This is a genomic window from Chitinophagales bacterium (assembly GCA_020636495.1).
In the GTDB taxonomy this organism is placed as follows: Bacteria; Bacteroidota; Bacteroidia; order Chitinophagales; family Chitinophagaceae; genus UBA5543.
Genome location: JACJXQ010000008.1, coordinates 3,127,109 through 3,151,756 on the forward strand (window position 1 = coordinate 3,127,109; position 24,648 = coordinate 3,151,756).

16 protein-coding genes and 1 tRNA gene are annotated in these 24,648 nt (G+C 42.6%); 6 read left to right on the forward strand and 11 right to left on the reverse strand.

Annotated elements, in window-relative coordinates:
• The first annotated feature begins 18 nt into the window (after positions 1 to 18).
• Positions 19 to 2,319 carry a penicillin-binding protein 1C gene (gene pbpC / locus H6550_13985; protein ID MCB9047239.1) on the forward strand — a complete coding sequence of 767 codons (2,301 nt, stop codon included), beginning with the start codon at positions 19 to 21 and terminating at the stop codon, positions 2,317 to 2,319.
• Between the two features lie 251 nt (positions 2,320 to 2,570).
• Here the strand turns inward: pbpC and trxA are convergent, their stop codons facing one another.
• From trxA to H6550_14030, 9 genes are all read right to left on the reverse strand, one after another.
• Positions 2,571 to 2,945 (reverse strand): thioredoxin, encoded by a 375-nt coding sequence (trxA, locus tag H6550_13990; protein ID MCB9047240.1) that lies wholly within the window; start codon positions 2,943 to 2,945, stop codon positions 2,571 to 2,573.
• A 53-nt stretch (positions 2,946 to 2,998) separates the two neighbouring features.
• Entirely contained in the window at positions 2,999 to 4,531 is a 1,533-nt protein-coding gene (locus tag H6550_13995; GenBank protein MCB9047241.1) for a hypothetical protein, read from the reverse strand.
• A 100-nt stretch (positions 4,532 to 4,631) separates the two neighbouring features.
• Positions 4,632 to 6,107, reverse strand: a complete 1,476-nt coding sequence (locus tag H6550_14000) for a peptidase M19 (GenBank protein ID MCB9047242.1) — start codon at positions 6,105 to 6,107, stop codon at positions 4,632 to 4,634.
• A 202-nt stretch (positions 6,108 to 6,309) separates the two neighbouring features.
• Positions 6,310 to 9,072, reverse strand: a complete 2,763-nt coding sequence (locus H6550_14005) for a hypothetical protein (protein MCB9047243.1) — start codon at positions 9,070 to 9,072, stop codon at positions 6,310 to 6,312.
• 249 nt (positions 9,073 to 9,321) lie between these two features.
• Positions 9,322 to 12,546, reverse strand: coding sequence for an error-prone DNA polymerase (locus H6550_14010; GenBank protein MCB9047244.1), 3,225 nt, complete (start codon positions 12,544 to 12,546; stop codon positions 9,322 to 9,324).
• Positions 12,547 to 12,560: 14 nt separating this feature from the next.
• Positions 12,561 to 14,054 (reverse strand): DNA polymerase Y family protein, encoded by a 1,494-nt coding sequence (locus H6550_14015; GenBank protein ID MCB9047245.1) that lies wholly within the window; start codon positions 14,052 to 14,054, stop codon positions 12,561 to 12,563.
• A gap of 1 nt (position 14,055) precedes the next feature.
• Positions 14,056 to 14,796, reverse strand: coding sequence for an Error-prone repair protein ImuA (locus H6550_14020; protein MCB9047246.1), 741 nt, complete (start codon positions 14,794 to 14,796; stop codon positions 14,056 to 14,058).
• A gap of 276 nt (positions 14,797 to 15,072) precedes the next feature.
• Positions 15,073 to 15,147, reverse strand: a tRNA-Val gene (locus H6550_14025).
• 133 nt (positions 15,148 to 15,280) lie between these two features.
• Complete coding sequence (locus H6550_14030) at positions 15,281 to 17,089, reverse strand: T9SS type A sorting domain-containing protein (protein ID MCB9047247.1); 1,809 nt, start codon at positions 17,087 to 17,089, stop codon at positions 15,281 to 15,283.
• 157 nt (positions 17,090 to 17,246) lie between these two features.
• On the opposite strand from H6550_14030, the gene H6550_14035 reads away from it, so the two are divergent.
• The 4 genes from H6550_14035 to H6550_14050 all read left to right on the forward strand — a co-directional run bounded on the left by H6550_14035 (position 17,247) and on the right by H6550_14050 (position 22,220).
• Complete coding sequence (locus H6550_14035) at positions 17,247 to 18,053, forward strand: 2,3,4,5-tetrahydropyridine-2,6-dicarboxylate N-succinyltransferase (GenBank protein ID MCB9047248.1); 807 nt, start codon at positions 17,247 to 17,249, stop codon at positions 18,051 to 18,053.
• Between the two features lie 273 nt (positions 18,054 to 18,326).
• Positions 18,327 to 18,887 carry a hypothetical protein gene (locus H6550_14040; GenBank protein MCB9047249.1) on the forward strand — a complete coding sequence of 187 codons (561 nt, stop codon included), beginning with the start codon at positions 18,327 to 18,329 and terminating at the stop codon, positions 18,885 to 18,887.
• A 169-nt stretch (positions 18,888 to 19,056) separates the two neighbouring features.
• Positions 19,057 to 21,828 (forward strand): carboxypeptidase regulatory-like domain-containing protein, encoded by a 2,772-nt coding sequence (locus H6550_14045; protein MCB9047250.1) that lies wholly within the window; start codon positions 19,057 to 19,059, stop codon positions 21,826 to 21,828.
• A gap of 125 nt (positions 21,829 to 21,953) precedes the next feature.
• Positions 21,954 to 22,220: a hypothetical protein gene (locus H6550_14050; protein ID MCB9047251.1), complete on the forward strand. Its 267-nt coding sequence runs from the start codon at positions 21,954 to 21,956 to the stop codon at positions 22,218 to 22,220.
• Between the two features lie 92 nt (positions 22,221 to 22,312).
• Here the strand turns inward: H6550_14050 and H6550_14055 are convergent, their stop codons facing one another.
• Positions 22,313 to 22,624 carry a hypothetical protein gene (locus H6550_14055; protein MCB9047252.1) on the reverse strand — a complete coding sequence of 104 codons (312 nt, stop codon included), beginning with the start codon at positions 22,622 to 22,624 and terminating at the stop codon, positions 22,313 to 22,315.
• Between the two features lie 22 nt (positions 22,625 to 22,646).
• On the opposite strand from H6550_14055, the gene mdh reads away from it, so the two are divergent.
• The gene (mdh, locus tag H6550_14060) at positions 22,647 to 23,579 is read left to right on the forward strand and encodes a malate dehydrogenase (protein MCB9047253.1); all 933 of its coding nucleotides are present in this window, start codon (positions 22,647 to 22,649) and stop codon (positions 23,577 to 23,579) included.
• Between the two features lie 92 nt (positions 23,580 to 23,671).
• On the opposite strand, the gene H6550_14065 is transcribed toward mdh, so the two are convergent.
• Positions 23,672 to 24,628: a hypothetical protein gene (locus H6550_14065; protein MCB9047254.1), complete on the reverse strand. Its 957-nt coding sequence runs from the start codon at positions 24,626 to 24,628 to the stop codon at positions 23,672 to 23,674.
• Between the last annotated feature and the right edge of the window lie 20 nt (positions 24,629 to 24,648).

The following is a 24,648-nucleotide window of genomic DNA, read 5'->3' on the forward strand; positions in this document are numbered from 1 at the left end:
ACAGTGAAAGGTCGGCTGATACATATAGTGCGTATATCTGGTATTGCGGTGGTTATTGCCGCAATACTGTTCATTGTGCTGGATATTACTTTGCCAGTACAAACACATATTGACTACGGCCAGCTGATAAGAGGTGACGACAGTAGTGTATTGCATGCCTACCTGGCAAAAGACGAACAATGGCGTATGAAAGTTTCAGCAGAAGAAATAACGCCGGAACTGCGCAAAGCCATCATCTTTAAAGAGGATAAGTATTTCTACTACCACCCCGGTGTAAACCTGCTGTCTGTAGGAAGAGCTATGTTCAATAACATAACACATAAGAAAAGAACATCAGGCGCCTCAACCATTACCATGCAGGTTGCCCGTATGCTGCAACCTAAAAAAAGGACATACTTCAACAAGGTAACGGAGATGTTCCGCGCCCTTCAACTGGAGCTACACTATACCAAGAACGAGATACTGGATATGTATCTGAACCTTGTACCTTACGGGTCAAACATACAGGGCGTAAAAGCAGCATCAATTCTCTATTTCGACAAAATGCCGGAACAGCTTTCTCTTGCCGAGATCACCGCTCTGAGCATCATACCCAACAAACCCAATTCGTTGGTTATGGGTAAACACAACAGACAACTTGTAAATTACAGAAATGAGTGGCTGATGCGCTTTAAAGAAGCGGGGCTGTTTTCTGACAAAGCTATTGAAGATGCACTAACGGAACCGCTTACTGCCTCCAGACATGATGCACCTAAAAAAGTGCCGCAGTTTGCATGGAGGATGCACACACAGCACCCGGGTAAAGCTGATATATATTCTACCATCAGCAAACGCATGCAAAGACAGGCGGAGGATATAACACAGGGATACATGAGCAATCTTGAGTTGCAAAACATACACAACTGTGCAGTAATAGTGATAGACAACACAAATCATGAAGTAAAAGCCTACATAGGTTCTCACAACTTTTATGACGACACACATCACGGGCAGGTAGATGGAGTAGCAGCGCCACGTTCGCCCGGCAGTACACTGAAGCCATTTCTATATGCGTTATGTACTGACATGGGTATGATAACCCCTAAAACGATCATAGCCGATGTACCCGTGAACCTGGACGGATACATGCCTGAGAATTACGACCTTGAATTCAGGGGCAACATTGCTATAGAAGACGCCTTAAAAAAATCACTCAATATCCCGGCTGTAAAACTGCTGAACGAAGCCGGCACAGAAACATTCATCAGAGCCCTTTCTAACTGTGGCGTATCTACGCTGAAAGAACAACGTAAGAACCTGGGCATATCACTGATACTGGGAGGCTGTACTATTCGGCTGGATGAGTTGGCAGGTTTATATTCCACACTGGCCAACAAGGGCGAATTCCAACCTATGAAATGGACAACGGAACCAGTTAAACCCACAAAAGTCAAACCTGTACGCCTGGTGTCACCAGCTGCGGCATATATCGTCAGCAACATCATTACCGATCTGTACCGGCCAGATGTACCTAACCTCTTTGATAATGCGTTGAGCATACCTAAAATAGCCTGGAAAACAGGCACATCGTACGGCAGGAAAGACGCCTGGAGTGTAGGTTATAATAAACGCTATACTATCGGTGTATGGGTAGGTAATTTTGACGGTACAGGAGTTGCTGAACTGAATGGTGCAGGCATTGCTACCCCACTATTATTTCGCCTGTTTAACACTATTGACAAACATGTGTCGGACGACTGGTTGAAAATGCCCGAGAAAGTGCAGTTCAGGTATGTATGTAAAGAAACAGGCAAAACACCGAATGATTTCTGTACTGAGACCATAATGGACTATTACATCCCGGGTATTTCTGACAACAACCACTGCGATCACCTGAAAGAAGTATGGCTGGCAGCCGACGAAAGTTTTAGTTACTGTACGTCTTGCCGCCCTTCTGCAGGCTACAAAACAGAGACCATCCCCAACATATCAGCAGAGCTGACAGCTTATTACGAACAGTATCACATACCCTATACTAAAATACCTGAACACAACCCATTATGCTCCCGGACGTTTGACGGGCAGGCACCATACATCACTTCACTAACAGACAAAGCTACCTACCTGATAACCGACAAGAACAAACAACAGCTACAACTGCAATGCACCGCCGGTAATGATGTAAAAAAGGTCTTCTGGTATATCAATGATAAATATCTTACCAGTACCGATGCAGGCGAGCGTGTATTCTTCGTACCCGAAACACCCAATATTAAAATATCATGCGCTGACGACAAAGGCCGCAATAAAGACATCTATATCAAGGTAAAATTTATCTGATCATTTACAAAAACAAGTGACTGAGAATCAATACAATTAAGCCCAAATTGTTAAGTATTGTTAAGTGATCGCATTTTGAAATAGTTGTATTCTGTTGCAGAAAAGAAGAAAATCCGTCGAGCATTTATTTCATGGCAATATGTCAAAGAACTGGTAATTGCATAATGCAATAATAGTTCAAATATACGTAATTTTACTATCAATAAAAAATCCGGGCATAGCCCGGATCCTGAACAAAAGAATAGTTATGTTTAGTTCTTTTCAGCAGTATTGGTCACCAGGTGCTCCTCTATCACCTGTTTCAGTACGTGCTTAGGTAGTGCGCCCGCCTGCATCATTGGCTGTGCAGCCATGGGGATGAACAACATGCTGGGAATGCTCTGTATACCGAATGCACCTGCCAGTTCCTGTTCTACTTCCGTATCTACTTTATATATCAATAATTTATCATCATATTCGTTTGATAACTCTTCAAGTATCGGAGCCACCATTTTACAAGGTCCGCACCAGTCAGCGTAGAAATCAATGATAGCAGGCAGTTTGCCCAGGTATTTCCACTCTTTTTCTATGTCGTAGTTAAATACTTTCTCTTTAAAATCTTTGGTTGTCAGTTGTATTGTCGCCATGTTAAACTTTTTGCAAAGGTATGGTATCCAAAATCGGGGTTCTGTAATAAATATTACATATCTCCTTCACTATGTTTATTATTTGTTTTACCATGCTCTTGCAGAAAATCGGCCACGCTGTGCAGTATATGCATCCCCAGTTCATTCAGCAACTTAGGGTCATCCAGCACTTCTGCAATCTGTGCGCCTTTTATAGCCCCTATCTTCTCACTTGTCCTTTTAGTGATAAAAGTCATAGCATTCTTCAACGGCAACCCTGACCGCTCGGCATACGAATTGACCAGCGCCATTTCGTAATACTCCTCCGAAGTGATACAATTCTTAAAATCGGCGTAGTTCATCTTCATAGGCGGGGTAATACCACACCAGAAATTGCGCTCCATGTAATGCGAATATGCTCCTGCCCCGTGTATTACCACGAATATCTTATCTGCCAGCGGGTTGTCAGGGTGCAGTTCGTCAGGTATTGCTATATTTTCTTCCAGTACATCAAAATCGGCACAAGCACGGCCATGTATATTGGCCCTTACATCTTTACGTTTTTCCAGCTTATGTGCTTTGCCGTATTTCAGTATAAAATAGTCGTAATCCAGTCCCAGGCCGGTCAGTGTACCATTTTCAGAAACACCTGTTGTGAGGGTAACAATACGTGTACCATCTTCATTTATCTTGATGTTAGACACCTTGCCTATAAGTACCTCTGTATTGGCCACCAGCCATCTGCCGGGTTCGGTATCTATACGTTCCGGCACGGGTAATCCTACTGCCTTGTAAGCTATTTCTATCTCCTGTAAAATATGTTCTGCATATACTTCTATCGCTACAGCAGGATCGAAACCACCACTCAGGTTCAATTCCTGTATCTCCAGCCCAAGTTCATCTTTCATCCTGCGGGCAAGTCGGGCCGCATGTTCTATGCCATAATCCCACATTGTTGGGTCGGATGAACCGCTGCCCGGATGGAAGGTAAAGCCCGAAACTGTCATACCATAATCCAGAATGGTTCTGGCCAGTTCCATAGCCTGCTCATTATCAACCCCATATCTTTTGTTGAACGACTGCGAATATCCTGTACCTGAACTAGTACCCTCTGCATTGAACAGGCGTATCTGCATCCTGATATCTTCATTATTGATATCCAGGTCTTCTATTTCCTCGTTGAGAATGCGTATATCATGAATATTGTCGGTAGCAAAATTGCGCATACCGTCTATCAATGCATGACGGATATCAGCACGCTCCTTCTGCGTCTGGCCGAAATTTACTTTTTTACCGATCTCCGATTTAGGCAGGCCACTTTCTATCAACAGGCGTAATTCGCTGTAAGTAGCTATTTCGAAACCGGCGCCTTTTGCTATCAAAGCTTTGAGTACATGTGGTTCCGCGTTGGCCTTAACAGCAAAATGTACAGTGCCCGCATGGCCAAAATGCTCATAAAAAGTATCATAATTCTCCTCTACCGCATTGTAATTGCATACACGGTAGGCATGGCGCGCCAACTGTTCTAAAAACTGTTTACCATTCACTTTTTCACTCCATTCCCTAAAGTTATCCGCTATAGGATGCTTTGTCAGAGGGCCTTTCATTGTCGTCATATTCAGGAAAAATGCTGTTCTGACCGCAAAGATGCACCCATTTTTACAAATAGAGGGAATATGATAGATTTCTATACGATAATACCCTGCGCTATTTAAAGTATTTCCGGAAGAACTCCATTGAGTTAGAATGGAATATACGCTGTATCACTTCTGAAGGATCTATGCGGTTGTAGCTGTTCTTTAGTTTGGTTTCCGGATCGTTAAAATAGTTGAAGGCATGCCGCTCTATATACTGTACCAGGGCATCCATATCTCCTGATGTCCAGAACATATTCATAGGATCTATCATACCATCGTTATCACTACCAATTGCTATGTTGTCCCAGGCAAACATATCGTGCATGTCCAGCAATTCAACAATATGTCTGATGTTGTTCCACAGCATTTTGCTGTTGGAGTGTTTACGCGCACTATCTGATGCCAGCTCCAGGCGCAGGGATTTTTTATATTGTTTGGATGCTATTCTTCTTTCATCCAGTTGTAAGCCGATGATGCCACCACTCCTGACCACCTCCAGCAGTTCATCGTCATAAAAGTTGATATCAGCTGAATACATTCTCGAAGCAGTATATTCCAGCCCGGGAGTTGCGTTAGGGTTATCCCTGCTTTGCATGCCATTGCATGCGCCATGACTTATAATGAGCGGGATCTCTTTGCGTGCATATTCTGCTGCGTGTTCCGTTTTCAGGTAATTGATATATTCTGTTCTTGACAGATAGCTCATATGCTTGATATCGATCAGCATCCTGTTGCCATCGGTATTGTCCAGTACCTCTTTCATTACTTTTCTGCCCAATGGTGTGAAACCCGTATTCATACCCGGCTCCTGGCGTGTCATCAGGTCCTGGAAAAAGTCAGACATTGTTTCTGCATGGCCGCAAAGCTCGTTATAAAAATGATGTGCGAACGTAACATAAAACGGCCTGTACGTCCATGACTTCATTTTTCTCAGATTGTCTAATACTTCAACTTCGTCCGGTGTATCGCCGTTACCCGCATTCAGGTTGTGCAGCCCTTCTATACTCATAATAACATACACTGTCTCAACCTCCGTTTTATCCTCATTAAGCATCATAGCTTCCTGTAAATCTGTATAGCTTTTAATGAGTACATATTTCCGCTTTATGTTGCCAAACTTTATCTCCTTATTATGCAATTGCAGGTAGAAATCATATTCGTTCTCAACATCTGAAAAATAATCTTTGTTACTCTGCAAAAAGTTGATGCGGTCCTTGCCCAGGCTGGATGCCAGGTTGCTGATAAAATCGGTGAGGACACCTGTACCTGTATTCAGCCTTACAAATGACCGCTCGATAGAATAAATAGAGGCACAGATACAACGCACTTTACCATTTGACAGTGTTGTAAAGTCGCACTGTGTAAATTTTACTAATCCGAGCAAACGCTGCAACAGGCGCTCCAATGGGTTGGGCGGATCATAAAACCAAATAGAGGTCTTATGATGCCTGTTGGTGGAATTCTCCCCTACTTTTTTTGTTGAGAAACTTTTGCCAAATGGCTTCATCGCGGGGTGGCAATGCATATCAATAGAAAACTGATTCATAAGATGGTCCTTTATAGTTAGTGATGGCGGCACATGTATATATATACACTGCCAAAGATTACTGTCTTATAAATGTCCTAAATAAATACCAGCCAGAAAAGAGTGTTTTCACCCAATCTTCCGTATAAATGAACTGAAGAAGTCTGCCTGACTCCTAGAAACAATTCTGCATTTTTTCTACCAGTTACAGGCGTGCACTTTATTACCAATACTTCTCCTGAAACTTATCCAGCTTCACAAACCTGTTTTTAGCATATATTTTCACGACAGGTATGTCGAAAAACACGCCCGCCTGCAACCGCAACGCCGTATATTGACGATCAGACGTATTTACACTTCTGACCAAGGGAGCATATACACCACTCACACTTACGACGAGCGGGGTTTTGTAAATAGCTTTGGCAACGTGTATGCCCGGACTGAAGAACTGCTCCCACTTGAATTTTTGTGGTAAAACTCCATCTGTATTACTTATCCTATATGAGACTACCGCACCTATATCTACCACGCTCAGAGTAAAACTCCAGGGATTACTGCCCAGGTAGCGCATGCGCCCTTTGCTGAAACAAGTTACATACTTATCATTTTTCTGCACATCGCGACGAGAAGGTATGGAATATGTAAGCCCGATAGGTGCGCTGATGCCATAAACATAACCATTATTATCCGGGCCTAATGTATCTGTGGCCGACGATGCCAATGTTTTTATGAGCCACTCATGGCCTACATATGGCCCTACATAAGCATTGATAAACCAGCTGTGCAGTGATGCCTTTTTTATATTATAACTCGACGGTGGCAATGCATACTTCTGCACAACACTACTCAGGTCTTTACTGTTCCTGGCATCAGAAACATCGCTTAAAAACAAGCCCGTCCTGCTGACGATGTCTTCCATTCTTTTAAACCTGAGCCGGCTGATGAAGGTATCTGCAAGTGCAAACGTATTGCCATCCTGTGTATATACGATCCGACCTACAAGTGCGGTGGAATCTACATTAACTTTGATATTTTGCTTTGTTCTATCAAACCTGCTCTGTAAACTATCTTTGAAAGCCGGGTCTGTTCTTTGTCCTGTAGCAACGGCTAACAAGTCGTTTGTCAGCATGGGGTACTCGTTAAAAAAACGGCGTGCTCCGTTTTGCTCAATTATTCTACGTTCATAGAAATATTCAATAATATCGAAACTCTTGCCTATAGCACCCGGATAATTCTTCCTGTCTATTTCCCGGTATATATCCAGAATTTCGGCTAACATAGCCAGTCCGTCCTTTACATTCTGTTCAGCAGGCACTATGTTCAGACTCTCCAGTGTCCCGATAATATTTTTTGTGTAGGTCCATACATTATAGTTTACCGATGTAACATCTGTTTTGTCGTCGGCGGATACTCGTTCCATTTCGGCATATATGGCTTCCAGCTTTTTGATATTCAGCAATATCTTAGCCAACCAGACCTTCAGTTTCTGTACATCAGTTTTTTTGAACCAGAAGCTGCGGCCATAGTTCTTTCCGGCAAGGCGGGAAAACACCCTGTCATATTTCATATCGGTCAGGCTCAGCATGGTCATGAACATATCGTCGTCCATTTCAAGCAGAACAGATGGTGTAAGCCACTGGCGTGTATTACTGTCTACGAGGAAGAACTCCTGTTTTATGGCATACAACAACGTGATATAATCATTGCCTGTGATACCTGTACCTTCCGTATGGCTCCTGCTCAGGTATAGGTAGTCCAGTGTTTCAGACAAAGTATACTTATTTTGCAAAGCCGTTGCAATGCTGACGCCAGTTTGCATATACGGCAGTATATTATTCCGCCGCTCGGGAGATTCGTCAATATAGGCCCTTACATAGCTGGTATTCACCAAATGTTCCGGCATTCTTACAAAATCCTCTGCTATAGCATATCTCCAGGCCTTTCCAAGATCCGGTGTTTCATATACTTCATTACCACGCAATAGTTTTATACTTGCCGGGAACAACACATTCATATCATTGTACAGCTTGGCATTTGCCCTTAGCTGTTCAAAAAACCAGATAACGGTTTCCTGTTTTACCCGGTCGGTAAGGAATATGGCCAAAGCGTCTATCATTTCAGACTCCGAAGGCATAGACAGCGCATGTCCCTGGAAAGACGAGGTTAAACTGATCGTTGTCTGCATAGCAGCTAAAGGAGGTACATCCATATCAGCAGACTTGTATAATCCTTGTGAAAAGTCAACAATACGGGATGTATTACTCAACATTTCATTTACATCCTTATCAGTTGCAATCAATTGTGTTTTCAGATTTCTCCTCAATCCCTGTATCTCATACTTGAATGTTTCAACGGCTTCTGCAAGGTCTTGTTCGGTTGTTTCTATACTTTCCTTGTAGGCACTGATCCTTGCAGAGTCTGTCTTTTTCAACATTAGTAATGAGTCGACCCAACCGGCGGTAAGCGTATCTGTATGCAACATCATTAATAAGGCTGAAGAATCGTTATTAGATAAGGAGAACCTGGTGCGATACAAACTATCATATCTACGTAAGTCCTCTTCAAATCCTAAAAGTTCCAGTTTCTCTTCGCCAATAGCTTCCTGGTATCTTTTTATGCTTGTAAAAAGGCTGTCCAGTTTTTTCAATTTTACCAGGTCTGTGCTATCAGTTGTTTCTGCAATAAGTTTCTTTACGGCCAGTGAAGTTTTCTCGATGGTAAAGTTTGAGGCAAAGACCATATTCTGCAAATGAAGCAGATAAGGGTAGCTTTTCAACATACCAAAATAGCCCCGATTGTCGATCGTATCATTGATGAATGTTTTCACCAACTTGAAAAACTCCTTTTTGCACCTGATCTCGTCAAAAGTGCTGTCCCTGGTTTTCAGCTCATTGATGATCTCATACAACCTTAAAGTAGCGTATACCGCATTGTTTGGCTGTACGGTTTCCTCACGGGCTTTAGTAACAAATGAGAACAAGAACATACAAAAACACAATATGATCAACCTCAATATCCTGACAATCATCTATAAATATTTTTCACAATATAAAAATATCTGTATGCATTGTCAATCATGTTTATAGTTATTAATAGAAGGAAATTAAAATACCAGTCTCTAACAAGGAGAATACCGGATGGACACATTATATTGATAATCAACACAATAACCCGCATTTAATGTATGAAGGCACAGAAATGTATCAGACTATCTTCTGAAATTGAATATGCCTGCTTATTTAAAATTTCTGCCAGCAGGAAATATCTCTGCCTGCACAACACGCTGCTTTATAACTCTATTGTCTTTTGATCTGTAATTTTCGCGGTCTTCATCGGCCCGTGACAAGGTCTGGATTTCTGATGCTTTCTGTTGCAAGTCGACCATGTTATGCAACAACCCGGAAACATCGTGACAGCGTGCGGCAATTACATGTGTCACCTCCCCTTCGCGTTGAAGCTTACCCTCTACCATCAGCAACCGACATTGTGTAATTTCCTTTCGATATTGCTGAAAAATTTTGCTGAATACAACAAGGCTAGCAATTCCTGATTCATCTTCGATAGTAATAAAAACGATACCGCTGGCTGTACCCGGCCTTTGTCGCACCAGCACTAATCCGGCTACCTTTATGCTATCTCCGTCATTATAAGCAGCCAAATCATTATTGGCAACAACACCCAACATGGAAAGCTTCTCCCGCACAAAACTGACCGGATGTGCTTTTAATGACAAAGATGTACTGCTGTAGTCCTGAATAACATGCTCAGGAAGAGACATAGTTGGTAATGATATTTGCTCTGAAAATGTTTCCGATAGCTGTCCAATAAATGCCCCTGTCGGGCTATCGGCCAGGGCTGACACCTGCCAAAGGGCTTGCCGCCTGTCAAGCCCTAATGATCTGAATGCATCCGCGTCAGCCAATTGCTCCAAAGCTGCATTTGAAACACCTGCATCTACGAGTGCATTTATATCCCTGTACCCATGTCCACGCTTTGAGACCAGCAGCCGCATATCGTCCACATGCAGTCCTTTTACCTGACGAAAGCCCAGGCGAATTGTATAAAACTTACCTCGTTTTTCCTCAAGAACGTTATCCCAATCAGATAGATTGATATCAACAGGACATACCTCTACTCCGTGCTTTTTAGCATCAATAACAATCTGTGCAGGCTGATAAAACCCCATAGGCATACTATTTAAGAGGGCTGTTGCAAATACATCAGGGTAATAACATTTTATCCATGACGACACGTAAACAAGAAGTGCAAAACTGACGGCATGGCTCTCCGGGAATCCATAACTTCCAAAACCTTCAAGTTGCTTAAATACGCGCTTAGCAAATTCTTCTGTATAGCCGTTTGCAGTCATACCATCGATCAACTTTTTCTCAAACTGGCTAACCAATCCTTTCGCTTTGAAAGTGGCCATACTTCTGCGCAGTTGATCAGCTTCAGCGGGTGTAAAACCTGCTGCAACAATAGCTATTTCCATAGCCTGTTCCTGGAATAATGGCACTCCAAGTGTTCGTCCTAAAATGTCCTTCAGTTCTTTCGATGGATATTCAATCGGCTCTTCACCATTACGGCGACGCAAATATGGATGCACCATATCACCCTGTATCGGTCCGGGCCGTACGATCGCCACCTCTATTACCAGATCATAAAAGCATTTAGGTCGTAAACGTGGCAGCATTGACATTTGTGCACGGCTTTCTATCTGGAACACACCTACTGTGTCGGCATGGCTTATCATTTCATATACTGCAGTATCGTCTTGCGGTATATTCGCCAATGTCAAGTTCTGTCCATAATGTCGGTCTACCAGTTCAAATGCCTTCCTGATACAGGTAAGCATGCCAAGAGCGAGAACATCTACCTTTAAAAAGCCCAACGTCTCAATATCATCTTTGTTCCATTCTATACAAGTTCTGTCCTGCATACGTGCATTGAGTATCGGGCAAAGATCAGAAAGCTTACCCTGGGTAATAATAAAACCACCAGTATGCTGCCCTAACTGGCGCGGGAAACCTATATACTGATGTGTAAGCTGCAAAACCTTCCGGATATGCGGGTCGTTAGGATCAAAACCTTCTGAGGTTACTCCTTTACCACTCATCCAGTTATCAGTAAACTCCCAGCCAGAATTAGATAGCCGGTTGATAGCATCCAGCGACAACCCCATAGCTTTTGCAACATCCCTTACTGCACCGCGGTAATGCACCTGTGTTACGGTAGCCACAATTGCTGCCCTGTCCCGGCCGAATTTCTCGTATATATACTGTATCACTTCTTCTCTGCGTTCATGTTCAAAATCTACATCAATGTCAGGTGGTTCATTCCTGGCATCAGACATAAAACGCGCAAACAAAAGTTTAAATTTTGAAGGGTCAACAGAAGTAATACCAAGACAATAACACACAACAGAGTTGGCGGCAGATCCACGGCCCTGGCATAGGATATTCCGACCTCTTGCAAATCGTACAAAATCGTGAACGGTCAGAAAGTATGCAGCATAATTCTTCCGTTCAATAAAATTCAACTCATACAGTATAGTTTCCTTAATATGCTGCTGAATATGAGCACCGAATTTTTCTTTAGCACCATTCCATGTCAGATATTCAAGTTCCTGCTGCGGATTACGCCCGTCTGACGTGATCTCTTCAGGATAAATATATTGTAGTTCATCCAGGGAAAAAGTGCATGCAGCAACAAAATCCTGTGTACGCTCAATTGCTTCAGCATGCTGCCTGAACAAACGATGCATTTCTGTTGCCGGTTTTAAATACCGTTCTGCATTCTGCCAGAGACGATAACCTGCATTATAAATTGTGCATTTGTCACGAATACATGTCAATATATCCTGAAGCTCTCTTCGTTGAGGAGTGTGATAATGCACATCATTTGTGGCGACAATCGGGATAGACAATTGCTTTGATAACTGGTCCAGCCTGAACAACCTTTTATTATCATTTGCCAGGTAAGAACGAGTTACAGCCAGATAAAGCTGATCATTCAATCTGGCTTTATACTCCTGCAGATCAGTAATAAAGTCTTGTTCAAATTCAAAATGCTCATTTAAAGTATCCGGAGGAACAGCGATAAATTTTATTCCCTGAGCATAGCGGTATACATCAGCTTTTTGCAAATAACATTCACCTTTTTCCGCCCTTAAATTTCCTTCTGACAATAATGCAGAAAGTCTTGCATAAGCAGCCATATCCATAGGGTATGCCAGCAGGCTTGTACCATCCAGCAAGTCGATTCTGCAAGCGGGAATGATACGAATATTTTCTTCTTTTGCAGCGCTATGTGCCCGCACAATACCTGCCAGTGTATTGCGATCAGTTATAGCAATTTCAGTATAACCTAAAGCCAGCGCCTGCTGTACTATTTCTTCGGGATGCGACCCGCCTCGCAGAAAGCTGAAATTGGTTGTGACCTGTAATTCTGTGTATTTCATAACTAAGCCATTCATCATGCAAAAAATCCATGTACAAACCATTTAGGTTCAGTTGACTGATAGCTTCCTGACCGAAACAACCAATACCTTGCACCTTTATCATCCTCTACACAGTAATAATCCCTATACAAACCTTCATTCAGCCACCATTCTTGTTCAATGCGTTCCGGCCCATCCGCTTTTATTATCCTATGCAACTTCCCTTTATGAGAAAACAGCATGGGTGGATAGTCCGGCATCGGTACAGTTACCTCGATCATTTCGGGAACCGACAACAAATGGAGTGGCCTCGGCATATCTGTACGCCATTGTGTTACGGGCTTGTCCGTCAAAGAAGGGGCCTGCTTTACTGACCGCTCCGGCCAATAGTGCTCATCAGGTAAAAATCGTCGAATAGCAGATGTTCCAAATCGACAAGATATCCTGTCGAGTAATTCAGCAATAATCTTCTCGTCTTTTCCTGAGCCATCCCAGAATGCTTCCTGAGAGGTCGGTAAATCTTCAACAACAGGGGCTTCTAACAGAAATAACTCAATTCCCAGTGCGGGTTCTATAGTTTCCAATTTCACCTCAAACAACCGGAAAAGATGCATCACATTCCTTGAAGGGCTATTAGTGCCAATAGTTAATCGTTGAATATTACCGTCAATCCTGAAAGCTTGAAATATACAAGAACGTAGTCCCTTATGCTCATGCTCAAGTCGCTTGCACAACTTTGCAAGCAAGTCTTTAATCGCAATTTCAATACCTGTGGCTGTGCAAATAGGATCTAATGAAGGCAGTCGTTCCTGGTACGGTACAACAGGAACAACGGGTTCAATGGTTTCTATTTCCTGACCGATAGCCTGCCCTAACCGGATAAGTAACTGCTCGCCAAAACGCCTGCGCAGTGCCGAGCGAGGCATGGTAATAAAGTTCTGCACCTTGTATAATCCAAGTTTTTCGAGACGTTGAATAACACTTTGCTCCAGTCGTAGTGCCGCCGGCGGGAGAGAGATGATCGCTCCAACTTGTTTACCAGTAGGAATGATAGTAGCCTGGCCGTATCGTGCAACAGCCCACGCACAGCCGATAGTATCAGCTATTCCCCCCCGAACACTATAACCCAATAATTTCAGTTTTAGGATAATTTCTTCAAAATAAGGTGTTTCACCACCCCATAAGTGCGGACAACCACTTATATCAAGTAATAACCCATCCGGTCTATCCACAGCAACAGAAGGTGTATACCGTATGCACCATTCAGCCAAAGCATGTAATAGCTTATTGTTCCTGCCCTCCTCATAATCCAATACCCTGACAGTTGGCAACAAAGCCCTGCAATCGGCTACCACCATGTCGGGATGTACACCGTTTTGCCGAGCAATATTATTAGCAGCTTTTACTACCATCCTGCCACGTTCAGGCGTTGCCAGTACAAAAGGGCTATCTTTTAATTTCGGCCGGCAGCGCACCTGGTAATCTGTCAACAAATGACTGAACCATAATGATAAATACCTCTTTGCCATATCAACCGGTTTTTGACGTGGCTAATAATGACAGAGTTGAATGACTTTCCTCAATAAAGTACAGACCATTGGGTGACCATTCGACCTGCCATGACATCGGAATACCATTACGCACCTTTATAAGTTCAATATTCCACCTTGGGAATCCTACACCAGGCATTCCATTACCCGGATCACTTGGCGATGTTCTTATCTTCCATCGCGTCATACATGCCAGATTATTTTCATTTCTTGGTTGATAACGATGGATAAAACCAGAAACCCTGCTTTTTTCCACAGCAAGCTGAAGTCGCCTGGATTCAACAAAACTCAGATCTGATAGCTCGGCCACCACACAAGTTATCGCTTCGCATTTCAGTGCTTCTTCAACTACCCAAAGTGCATCTTTTGTTCTTGCCAGATCAATAAAAATGACAGAGTCGGGTTTAATACCAAAAAAAATCAGTGCCGCAGGATTGACATTACGCTTCTTACTTACCCAAAGAGAAATACTGTTTTTTTTCATGAAGCGCCCCAACATGCCGGAGATAAAACCATTTGTTGCCGCTGCATCCTCATTGTTCCTGCTAATAAACTCGTGAATAGCACCAATGGGAAACACGCCTCCGGGAAATGATGCCTCAATCTTACCCAAACCAATTTCCGGTGAATAATCTGCATTGTTTTTTTTAAGCCCCTGCATAACAAGAACCTGCTCCTGTAATTGCTGAATCACATCCCCTTTAACTATCATACTGCTCATAGGAAATAACCTGATAATTTGTACAAATGTACAGATTATTAAGATAAATTATGAATATTTGTACAATTCAATTAGTTCAATATAATTGCGCAATCTTACTTATGAGAATGGTATTATATAACGAAACGTATAAATACTACTATATAAATAACTGCCTGTGATGAGACAATTATAACTTACTACCAAGAATGAATGCCCTGATGAAAAATTGGTATAAAAAAAGGGTTGGAAATAAAATAAGGGTTTCAAAGCCTGAACCTTGAAACCCTTATTGTGTGGAGGCACACGGATTCGAACCGCGGACCCTCTGCTTGTAAGGCAGATGCTCTGAACCAGCTGAGCTATGCCTCCTTTTATGCTTTTCCCGAAAGGGATTGCAAAGATAGGCAGGTTTTCCATTTTGCCAAATCAGTTTGAAAAAAAAATTGTGCTGCGCCTGTAAAACAAGCGCAGCACAGTATTATAATTATAAAACGAATATTATTTACCTGACAGACAAACGTTCTACTGCATGAATGCCCTGCTCATTTACCAGCTCAACTATATATATACCTGCGGCCAATTGTGGTAACAACATCGTCTTTGAGGCATCCAGAATTTTATCACATAGCAGTTTACCATTTATATCATACAACCTTACCCTGTTTGCATTCATATCGTTTTCTAATATCACCTCAGTACCTGACGTAGAAGGGTTGGGATGTATTGCAAAACCTACTGCCTTGCGTTCAGGTGCTGTAACATTAACACCGCCCTTCTGAGCAGCGATACTGTTCATTTGCGGCATAAGCCAGCCTGACGAGCCACTTTTGAATTTTCCACCTGCAATAAACCTGTTCTTAAAATCGGCCATAGCATAGACAGCACTATCTACCCCAAATGACTTTCCCCTGAGCAGTATTGTGTCCATTACTTGCACACAATTACCTTCACTAAAAGGATAATCGATATTCCCGGCGACCAGCAGATCATTGCCTACATCACAAAAAGCATATAATGCAGGTAAGCCATTCACACCACTATATGGCAGATGTTTCAGTGCTAACCAGCTACCGGAACTTTTATCCAGCTTTTTCACAAGACTTGCAGAATCAACATCACCAGACAAAGCCACATACATTTCACCTTTATATTCATGTATATCATTAACTTCATTATCAATACCTGCATTGTATTTTATAAAACCATTCACAGGCTCCCACCTGATGATATTTACAGTATCATTGTTATAACTGAATTTCCCACCCAAGACCAGGTAATTACCGGAAACATGAGCTGTATTGATATGGCCACTAATACCGTTTAGCGGTAGCCATGCAGTACCATTCCACTTGGCGAAATTAATGTCACTCATTGATGCACATACGTCAAAATCACCAACTGCATACAATTCATTTTTATATACCAACAGATCATTAACCACACCAGCAAGGCAGCCGGCAGAGTTCCACTTTGTACCATCCCAATAAGCTACGTTATTCGCTACTGTTCCGCTCGCCATTGTAAATGTTCCTGCCACAAACACCTTATTGTCAAAATCGACAATTGCATTTACTCTACCGTTTACACCACTGTCCATTTTGTGCCAGGTATATATTTCATTCTGCAATGTCACATAGGCTATATTATTTGCAACTATAACGCTGTCTACTTCTGTAAACTCCCCCCCTACATAAAGTTGCTCACCATTGGCACTTACAGCTAGTTCATACACTATCCCATCCGTACCTCTACCAACACCCTGCAAAGCTGTTTCGGGTGGATAACCCGGCTGAATCCATGCCAGTTCATCAATAGTAAAACCATATTCGTATGCCCAATCCTGTAATTCAGGATAATGCATTTCGCGCACGTAAGCCAGGTTGGTCTTTGAGGCTATCAAGCGTGAAACATCCTCATGTCCTGTTGCTTTTACGAGGTAGCCTACCGCACAAAAGTTGTCGTACCTGTCAATAAATATGGGTGTACGGTATGCGTATTGGTCGTTAACGGGAAACGCACCGCTGTGCCAGTATTGGTTCAGATGTTCAAGAGCTGCCAGCCTGTTATTTTTCTGAGCAGTTGTAAGATGCTCTGTACTCCTTGTCCTTAACGTTTGCTCTACCAGTTGCAGATGTATACTTATCCACTCCTTTTCCATCCTGTTATCATTGACTGGATAATTTAGTCCAGCAATATCCGGCTGTTCTTTCCAGCATTTGTTTACTTCACAGAGTTTGTCATAGATCTTGTCCGGGCTTCCTGCAGATAAGAGCGTAATGCAGGACAGTAATAGTGTAAATATGGTTTTCATAAGCATTTATTTAAGCAATATCTGTAATATAATAATATACATACAGGAAATTGTCAACTGAATGTCATTGTATCTCTACATTACAGACATTTTATTCCGTTTTTAAGTTGGGGTTAAAGAGCAGGCTTTCTTATTTTCGCCCAACAAAAGAAGTAATATGAAAGATCTGATACTGGCAGCTTATGCCGATAGAGAATTGCTGAAAGAAAATAAATACAAAGATGCCGTACGTGCTGTGATAGAAGAGGTAGATAAAGGCCGCCTGCGTACAGCAGAGCCAACCACTGATGGCTGGCAGGTGAATCAGTGGGTAAAGCAGGCTATACTACTGTACTTTGGCATACAGCCCATGCAGACATGGGATGTTGAACCGTTTGAATTCTATGATAAAATGCTCCTGAAAAAGGACTATGCTTCTATGGGTGTCCGTGCCGTGCCTCATGCTGTAGCCCGTTATGGCGCTTACCTGGCCAAAAATGTGGTGTTAATGCCATCGTATGTAAACATAGGCGCTTATGTAGATGAAGGTACCATGGTAGACACATGGGCTACCGTAGGTTCCTGCGCACAGATAGGCAAACATGTGCACCTGAGTGGCGGTGTAGGCATTGGTGGTGTGCTTGAGCCGCTACAGGCCAGCCCTGTTATTATTGAAGATGGTTGCTTCATCGGTTCGCGCTGCATAGTAGTAGAAGGAGTACATGTAGAGAAAGAAGCTGTATTGGGCGCCAACGTGGTACTGACCCAAAGCACCAAGATAATAGATGTGAGCGGCAGCGAACCTGTAGAATATAAGGGGCGTGTACCGGCTCGCAGCGTGGTAATACCCGGTAGCTACAGCAAGAAGTTCCCTGCCGGTGAATATAGTGTTAGCTGTGCCCTTATCATTGGTCAGCGTAAAGAATCTACAGATAAGAAAACAAGCCTGAATGATGCATTAAGAGAGTTTAATGTATCTGTATAGTAATTATAATAAAATGAAAATCAATAATTTAAGCCACCTTAGGGTGGCTATTTTTTTGTTAATGGCTCGTTAGCGGGTTGCAAATACGTGGTTAACTGAAGCTGAAAATTTCTCTCAAGGCACTTTCCCGTCGCATCTTTGTATCGTCAAACGAACAACGTGAGTTCATGAGTACAAAATAGAATAATTAAACTAACGAATAACTAAGACAAACAAAAACAACAAACATTTTTTAAACAAACAACCAAACTAAAACAAACAAAAACAACAATTATGAAAAAGATCATCGCAATCGCAGTTTTCGCTTCTTTCGGTTTCGCAGCTAATGCTCAAAACCAGGCTAACCAAACCTCTTCTGCTTCTCAAACTACCAACCTGGTACTGAGCAACGCAATCGAGATCACTTTCACAGGTAACAGCTCTGCTACAGGTGCTGACGTGACTATCCCTTTCACAACAGTTAACGACTACGCTAACGGTGTTGAAAGTGATGCACAGGAACTGAAAGTACGTTCTAACAAGAATTTCTCAGTAGCTGTTAAAGCTAACGCTACAAACTTCTCATACACAGGTAACACTACCCCGGCTCCAACAATGCCTGTAAGTGGTGTTCTGGCAGTAAAAGTAACAGCCAACGGTACAGGTGGTTCTATAGCCAGCCCGTTCTCTTCAACTGCTTACTCTACGCTGACAGCTTCTAACCAGGACCTGATCACAGCGGCTGACCGTGGTGGCAACCAGACTTTCAGTGTAAAGTATAAAGCTACCCCCGGTTTCGCATACCCTGCAGGTACTTACGCAGTAGACGTAGTATACACTGCTACTCAAGAGTAATTGTTTCCCTCACTCGTAATATTAAGAAAGGAGCCCCGTAAGGCTCCTTTCTTGCTATTTATATACATATTCACATAGGGCTAAAAGATTTGGGTTAATATTCAGATATTTGTAAATATTGCTGCCCTCACGACGGGCTTAACAGGCAAACAGAGGACTAACCCATTTGATGACATTTAAGCAGACATACCTGTTCTATGGCAGAAAGGCATTTTTCTGCCTGCTACTTATACTGCTTGTATCCAACAATCTGCATGCCCAGCTCAGCAGTCGTATATATCGCACCAAATTATTGTATGACACGCTGGTTGCGGACAATAACCGCGACTTCATGTACAACAATATCAATATCACCAACCTGACCACCGATTCCATCAGTATATTCCTGACCATAACCATGCCCGAAGGCTGGACCCTGACCACCCAAAAAGTAATGACTGTGAGCCTGCCCGGCAACCAGAATACCATCATCAGCCTGCGCCTGCTACCGGCAAAGTCTATATCGGCCAACTGGGAACAGGTAAAAATAGAGTACCGACTGAACAAGGGTATGGAAACCCTTACGGATACCTTTAAAGTAAAGGTGCAGGAATTTACAAAGTTCAAAGCGAGGCTGCCTATGCCCGACATGATACTTGGCGCCTACCAGAAAGATATCACATTCCCGGTATATGTCAAGAACACGGGTAACGTTCCTAAAAACTATACCATTCACTACAACAACAACCTGCTGAACCTGAATTACAAACAACCTTTGCACCTGGATCCTCAACAGGATACTACCTACAAAATACCTCTTAAATTAAGCGATGGGCAATGGAGCATGTTACGCAAAGAGGAGGTAAAAGTTCAGGTAAGCGTTGAGGATGGTGAAACAGTAAACCTGATACAGGAGATATCCAAGATAGGATATATGCTTAAGGAGCATTCATCGGCCTACCTGGATATGCCGCTGCAGCTGGAAACAGGTATGACCTCACAAGGCTCGGGAAACCTGCAGTATTATGGTGCACTGCATGGAAGAATTGACCTGAAAGAACGGGAACGTATCATGTTTGACATACGAAGTAAAACATTTGCACAGGGACAGTTTCAGAATAATGACATTTACCGATTTGAATACGAGGGCGAAAAGTGGTCAGGCTCTGCAGGTAACATTATGCAACTGGCAGATTTTGTGATGGATGGGTATGGCGTAAGCGTAGCACATAAATGGAAAAATGACATTAACAAAGTCGGTCTGTACAGCCTGCTGAAAAGTCGAAGCGGCAATAGTAAACTAATAGGCGGCAATGCATCCGTGTTGGTAAAAGATAAGGTGGTGCTCACTGAGTCTGCAGTAGCCAACTTCGACCAGACTAACCAGGTGAACAGCTACCTTGTAAAGCAGGAGGCTTCTTCTAAGCTCACCGACGAAATGAGCCTGAGAGTAGTAATGGGTGCCGGTATAGAGCAGATCACCCGTCCACTGGCAGCAGGTACAAAAAAAGCACAGTTAGGTACATCATTGGGTTACAACTTTTCATGGAATGCCAAGCATATAAACGTCATCTCTAACTTGATGACCAATAGCAACTCCTATCCGGGAGTATTCAAAGGTCAACGTTCGCAGACACATGATGTAAGAGGTATTTATGACAGGTATTTCTTAGGAGGCTTTTATGAGTACAACCTGCGGAAACAGAACATTTACGTAGATACCCAGTTATTTTCTGATGTATTCAACCTGAAAACTGCCAGTTACGGAGCAAAAGCCGGTGTAAGCTTCAGAAATTCAAATCTTACATTCTCTGTGGGTAAGCAGCGACAGCAGCAGAGCGACACAGGCTCGGTGCCTATCTACGAATACAGGTTCCTGAACCTGAGCACATCGGTGATGCTGGGCCAGCGTTCTTATGTGAACCTGAACAGTTATTATGGCCGTGGAGTGCTGGTAGGCTATGAAGACACTACCGGTGTTAATGTAATGAGCAACCAGGGAGCTCTGCAAGTGTATTTTGCCGGTGTATCAGCCAGGTACGATATCGGTCCGTATTTCTACCACGACTACCTGAAATACCTGCAAAAGCCTGAACAATACCGACGCCTGGTACTGGGGCCCTATGCCGAGCTCAACCTCTTTAAGCGCAGCCTGACCATACGTTCGCAAATGAACTACAACAAGTCGCTACCATCTAACACTGAGAGCGCTAATGTGATGGGCAACCTGATATACCATAACTACAGGCGTGGATTCGACTTTAACGTTTCCGGAATCATGCCTGTCAACCAACCAAATGCACAACCCTATATAGCTGCCTCCCTCAGGGTAAGGCTAAATGTACCTTTTGTAGCAGTACGTAAGTATTACCAGTTGAAACTGGTATTATTTAAAGACGTGAATACCAATGGTAAACTAGATGAAGGGGAAGGACCAATAGCAGAACAAATGCTGGCTCTTAACGACAACCTGTTTGTATCAGATGGCAGAGGTGTCGTTATCTTTAAAAACGTTGAGAAAAAGGACTTTAAAGTAGATTTTGGTTATACCAGTAAGATAAAGGGCTGGATACCGCAGGGTGGAACGATACAAACCTTTGCAGTAACCGGTAACAAAACCATATATATACCTTACAAAAAAAGTAAAGTACTGTCAGGCAAACTGAATGTTCAATCGGACAAAAATTCGAACATTGAATTCAAACCGGGTAATATTAAGGTCACGGCCACCAGCAACGATACGCTACGCTCCTCATTTTCAACACTTACGGATGAAAATGGCGAGTTCTACTTCAACCTGCCTGCCGGCGTATATACTGTTACATTAAGTGAAGTAGCCTTTGATGATAACTTTAAACCAACTGAATATGCACAGCAGGCAGACCTTGTCAACAACGATGAAAAGACGTTGTTCTTCGAGATAAAACAAAAGCGCAGGGCCATAAATATCCGCAAAAAATAAAAGTTGTGAATGAGTTGTTAACGAGTTGTAAAACCGTCGTTAACCGTTAACAATAATTTTCAAACGAATAATTGTATAGACATCTTTGTTCTATCAAATTAACAATCATCACAAACAAACAGAGCATGAACAAACAAATAACAGTCTTTTCGAGAGCAGCCGGATATGCCGTAAACAAAGCACTTTCTCCAGAGAATAGGGCAAAATCTGCAGACAGGGCCCAACTGCTTATCAATAATATGAACATCATCAATCAGAGCCTGATGCAACTGGCTGTAAAAATGATGAATAAAGTGCAAAACAATAAAGAAATAGATAGGGATGAACTAGCTACCAACCTTCACGATATCATTCACCTTTCCATAGTATCGTATGCCAAAAGGGCTTATTAATTTCCTGACTGAATAAACATAAAAAGGGCGTGTCTTATAGATACGCCCTTTTTACTTTAGAAAATTTACAGACAACAGATAAAAAACGAGGCTTACAGCCCCATTTCAGATAACTTCACAAGCGTTACTAAAAAAATGCCTGCGAGGCTGAGCAAGGCGATAACCATTGCTGCAAGGGTCAGTACAGACCCTGACTCATAGTTTTTTAGCATAGTGTTGGTTTTTATATATACAATTACAATGTATGTATCTCTCCTTGATAAGGTTGTTGGCAGAAGAGCAAAGGTAACGCTAAATGTGCTATACTGTATTAACGGCACATGAATTAAATCTGAATTTAATATAAAAAAAGTCCTTATAGGGCAATGACTATTCTTTATCTTTGCAGCGATTTTTTTGATCATTAACACTTAAAATAAATAATCAATGAAAGTAACGGTAGTAGGTGCAGGTGCGGTTGGCGCTACTTGTGCAGACAATATTGCACGTAAAGAACTGGTGGATGAGCTGGTTTTAGTAGACATCAAAGAAGGTTTTGCAGAAGGTAAAGCATTGGATATCACCCAAACAGCTTCATTGCTGGGTTTTGACACCACTGTAACTGGTGTAACCAACGATTATTCAAAAACAGCAGGTTCTGATGTTTGTGTTATTACTTCAGGTATTCCCCGCAAACCGGGTATGACGAGAGAAGAATTGATAGGCACTAATGCTAAAATTGTAGAAACTGTAGCAAAGAGCCTGCTGGAACATTCACCTAACGCTATCATAATAGTTATTTCTAACCCTATGGACACTATGACCTACCTGGCACTTAAGGCTACAGGCCTGCCAAAGAACAGGATCATAGGTATGGGTGGTATACTGGACAGCGCAAGGTTCAAATGTTACCTGCAAAAAGAACTGAACTGCTCTCCTAACGACCTGAGTGCAACAGTGATAGGTGGCCACGGCGACACTACAATGATACCATTGACTAGGCTGGCTACTTTGGGGGGAGTTCCTGTGTCAGAATACCTGACTGCTGAGCAACTGGAAAACATCTCTGCCGCAACCATGGTAGGCGGTGCTACGCTGACCAAACTATTAGGTACATCAGCATGGTATGCGCCGGGTGCTGCTGGGGCTGCACTGGTAGAAAGCATCATACGCGACGAAAAGAAAGTTTTCCCTTGTTGCGTATTGCTGGAAGGCGAATATGGCCAGAGCGACATATGCATGGGTGTACCTGTAGTGGTAGGCAAAAATGGATGGGAACGTATAGTAGACTACAAACTGACTGATGACGAACAAACTAAATTCAATGCTTCGGCTGAAGCTGTTCGCAATATGAACTCAGTACTGGATACTTTGGTATAAAAAATACTCTCAAAAATGGAAAGCACCGTACATGTTGAAACGTACGGTGCTTTTTTATGTTGCTTCTAATAACAACTCGTATTTAAACGTATTTAGTTCTTAAATTCTTTCGGTTTTACGATAGTAAACACCCTTGAAATATTGAAGCCAAGGTGTATCGCATCAGCTTTACCAAAGCCCCATGTACCTTGTGTCTGACCAATCATGGCTCGTTCCGTCATAGTTCTTGAGTTAGAGAGCATCAACTGGAATACGTGTCCACCTGTCTCAATATCCACACCCAGTGAAAGTACATTATGATAACCAAGTTGCTCCGTACCCGGCACTCGGTAATAATACTCACCATTTATCGTAACCCTGTTTGACACTTTTACTCTTCCACCAAAACCAATGGCAACCAGGTCGTTTGATTCCGGTGTTGTTGGCACCAGGTTATAATGTATATGTGTAGGTGTCAACTGTAATGACAACCATTGGTTGAACTTGCGTGCGATCAATAATTGGTTTACATAATACAACCTGTTACTAAAATGATAATCCTGCCCTGCTGGTAATGTAGGCGCCGGCAGCGACTGAGCACTCATAGCACCTACATAACTGATGCTGACAGGATTGCCCTTGTTTTCAGTCTGACGCATGATCTTAGCTTTAAAAAAGCCGTCATACTCTTTCATGTATGAGTTGCGGCCAAAACCCACCATCAACCAATCTGTAACTCCATAATCAAAACCGATACGTGTGTTGGCATCATCAAGTCCAAAAAAGGTTGACACTCCATTATTCAGCGAGCCAAAACGGTGATTAACCCTGAAGTCAAGTACGCCTTTCCCGGTATTTTCAATGCTCTGGCCCGTAACAAGTCGTGTAGTTTTAAAGGTAGCTGTGGTATAGCTTTTTTTCGCAGGCTGGTCGTCCTCCAATAATGCCATCAGGTCATCTCCCTCTGCCTTTTGCACAAGGTGTTCCTTTGATTTTTTGTCTTGTGCCATAGCGTGGTTGCATAGCACCACAGACAACCCGATAGATAAAATGGCCAGTGAAATGCGCATAGTGTATATTTTAGATATTA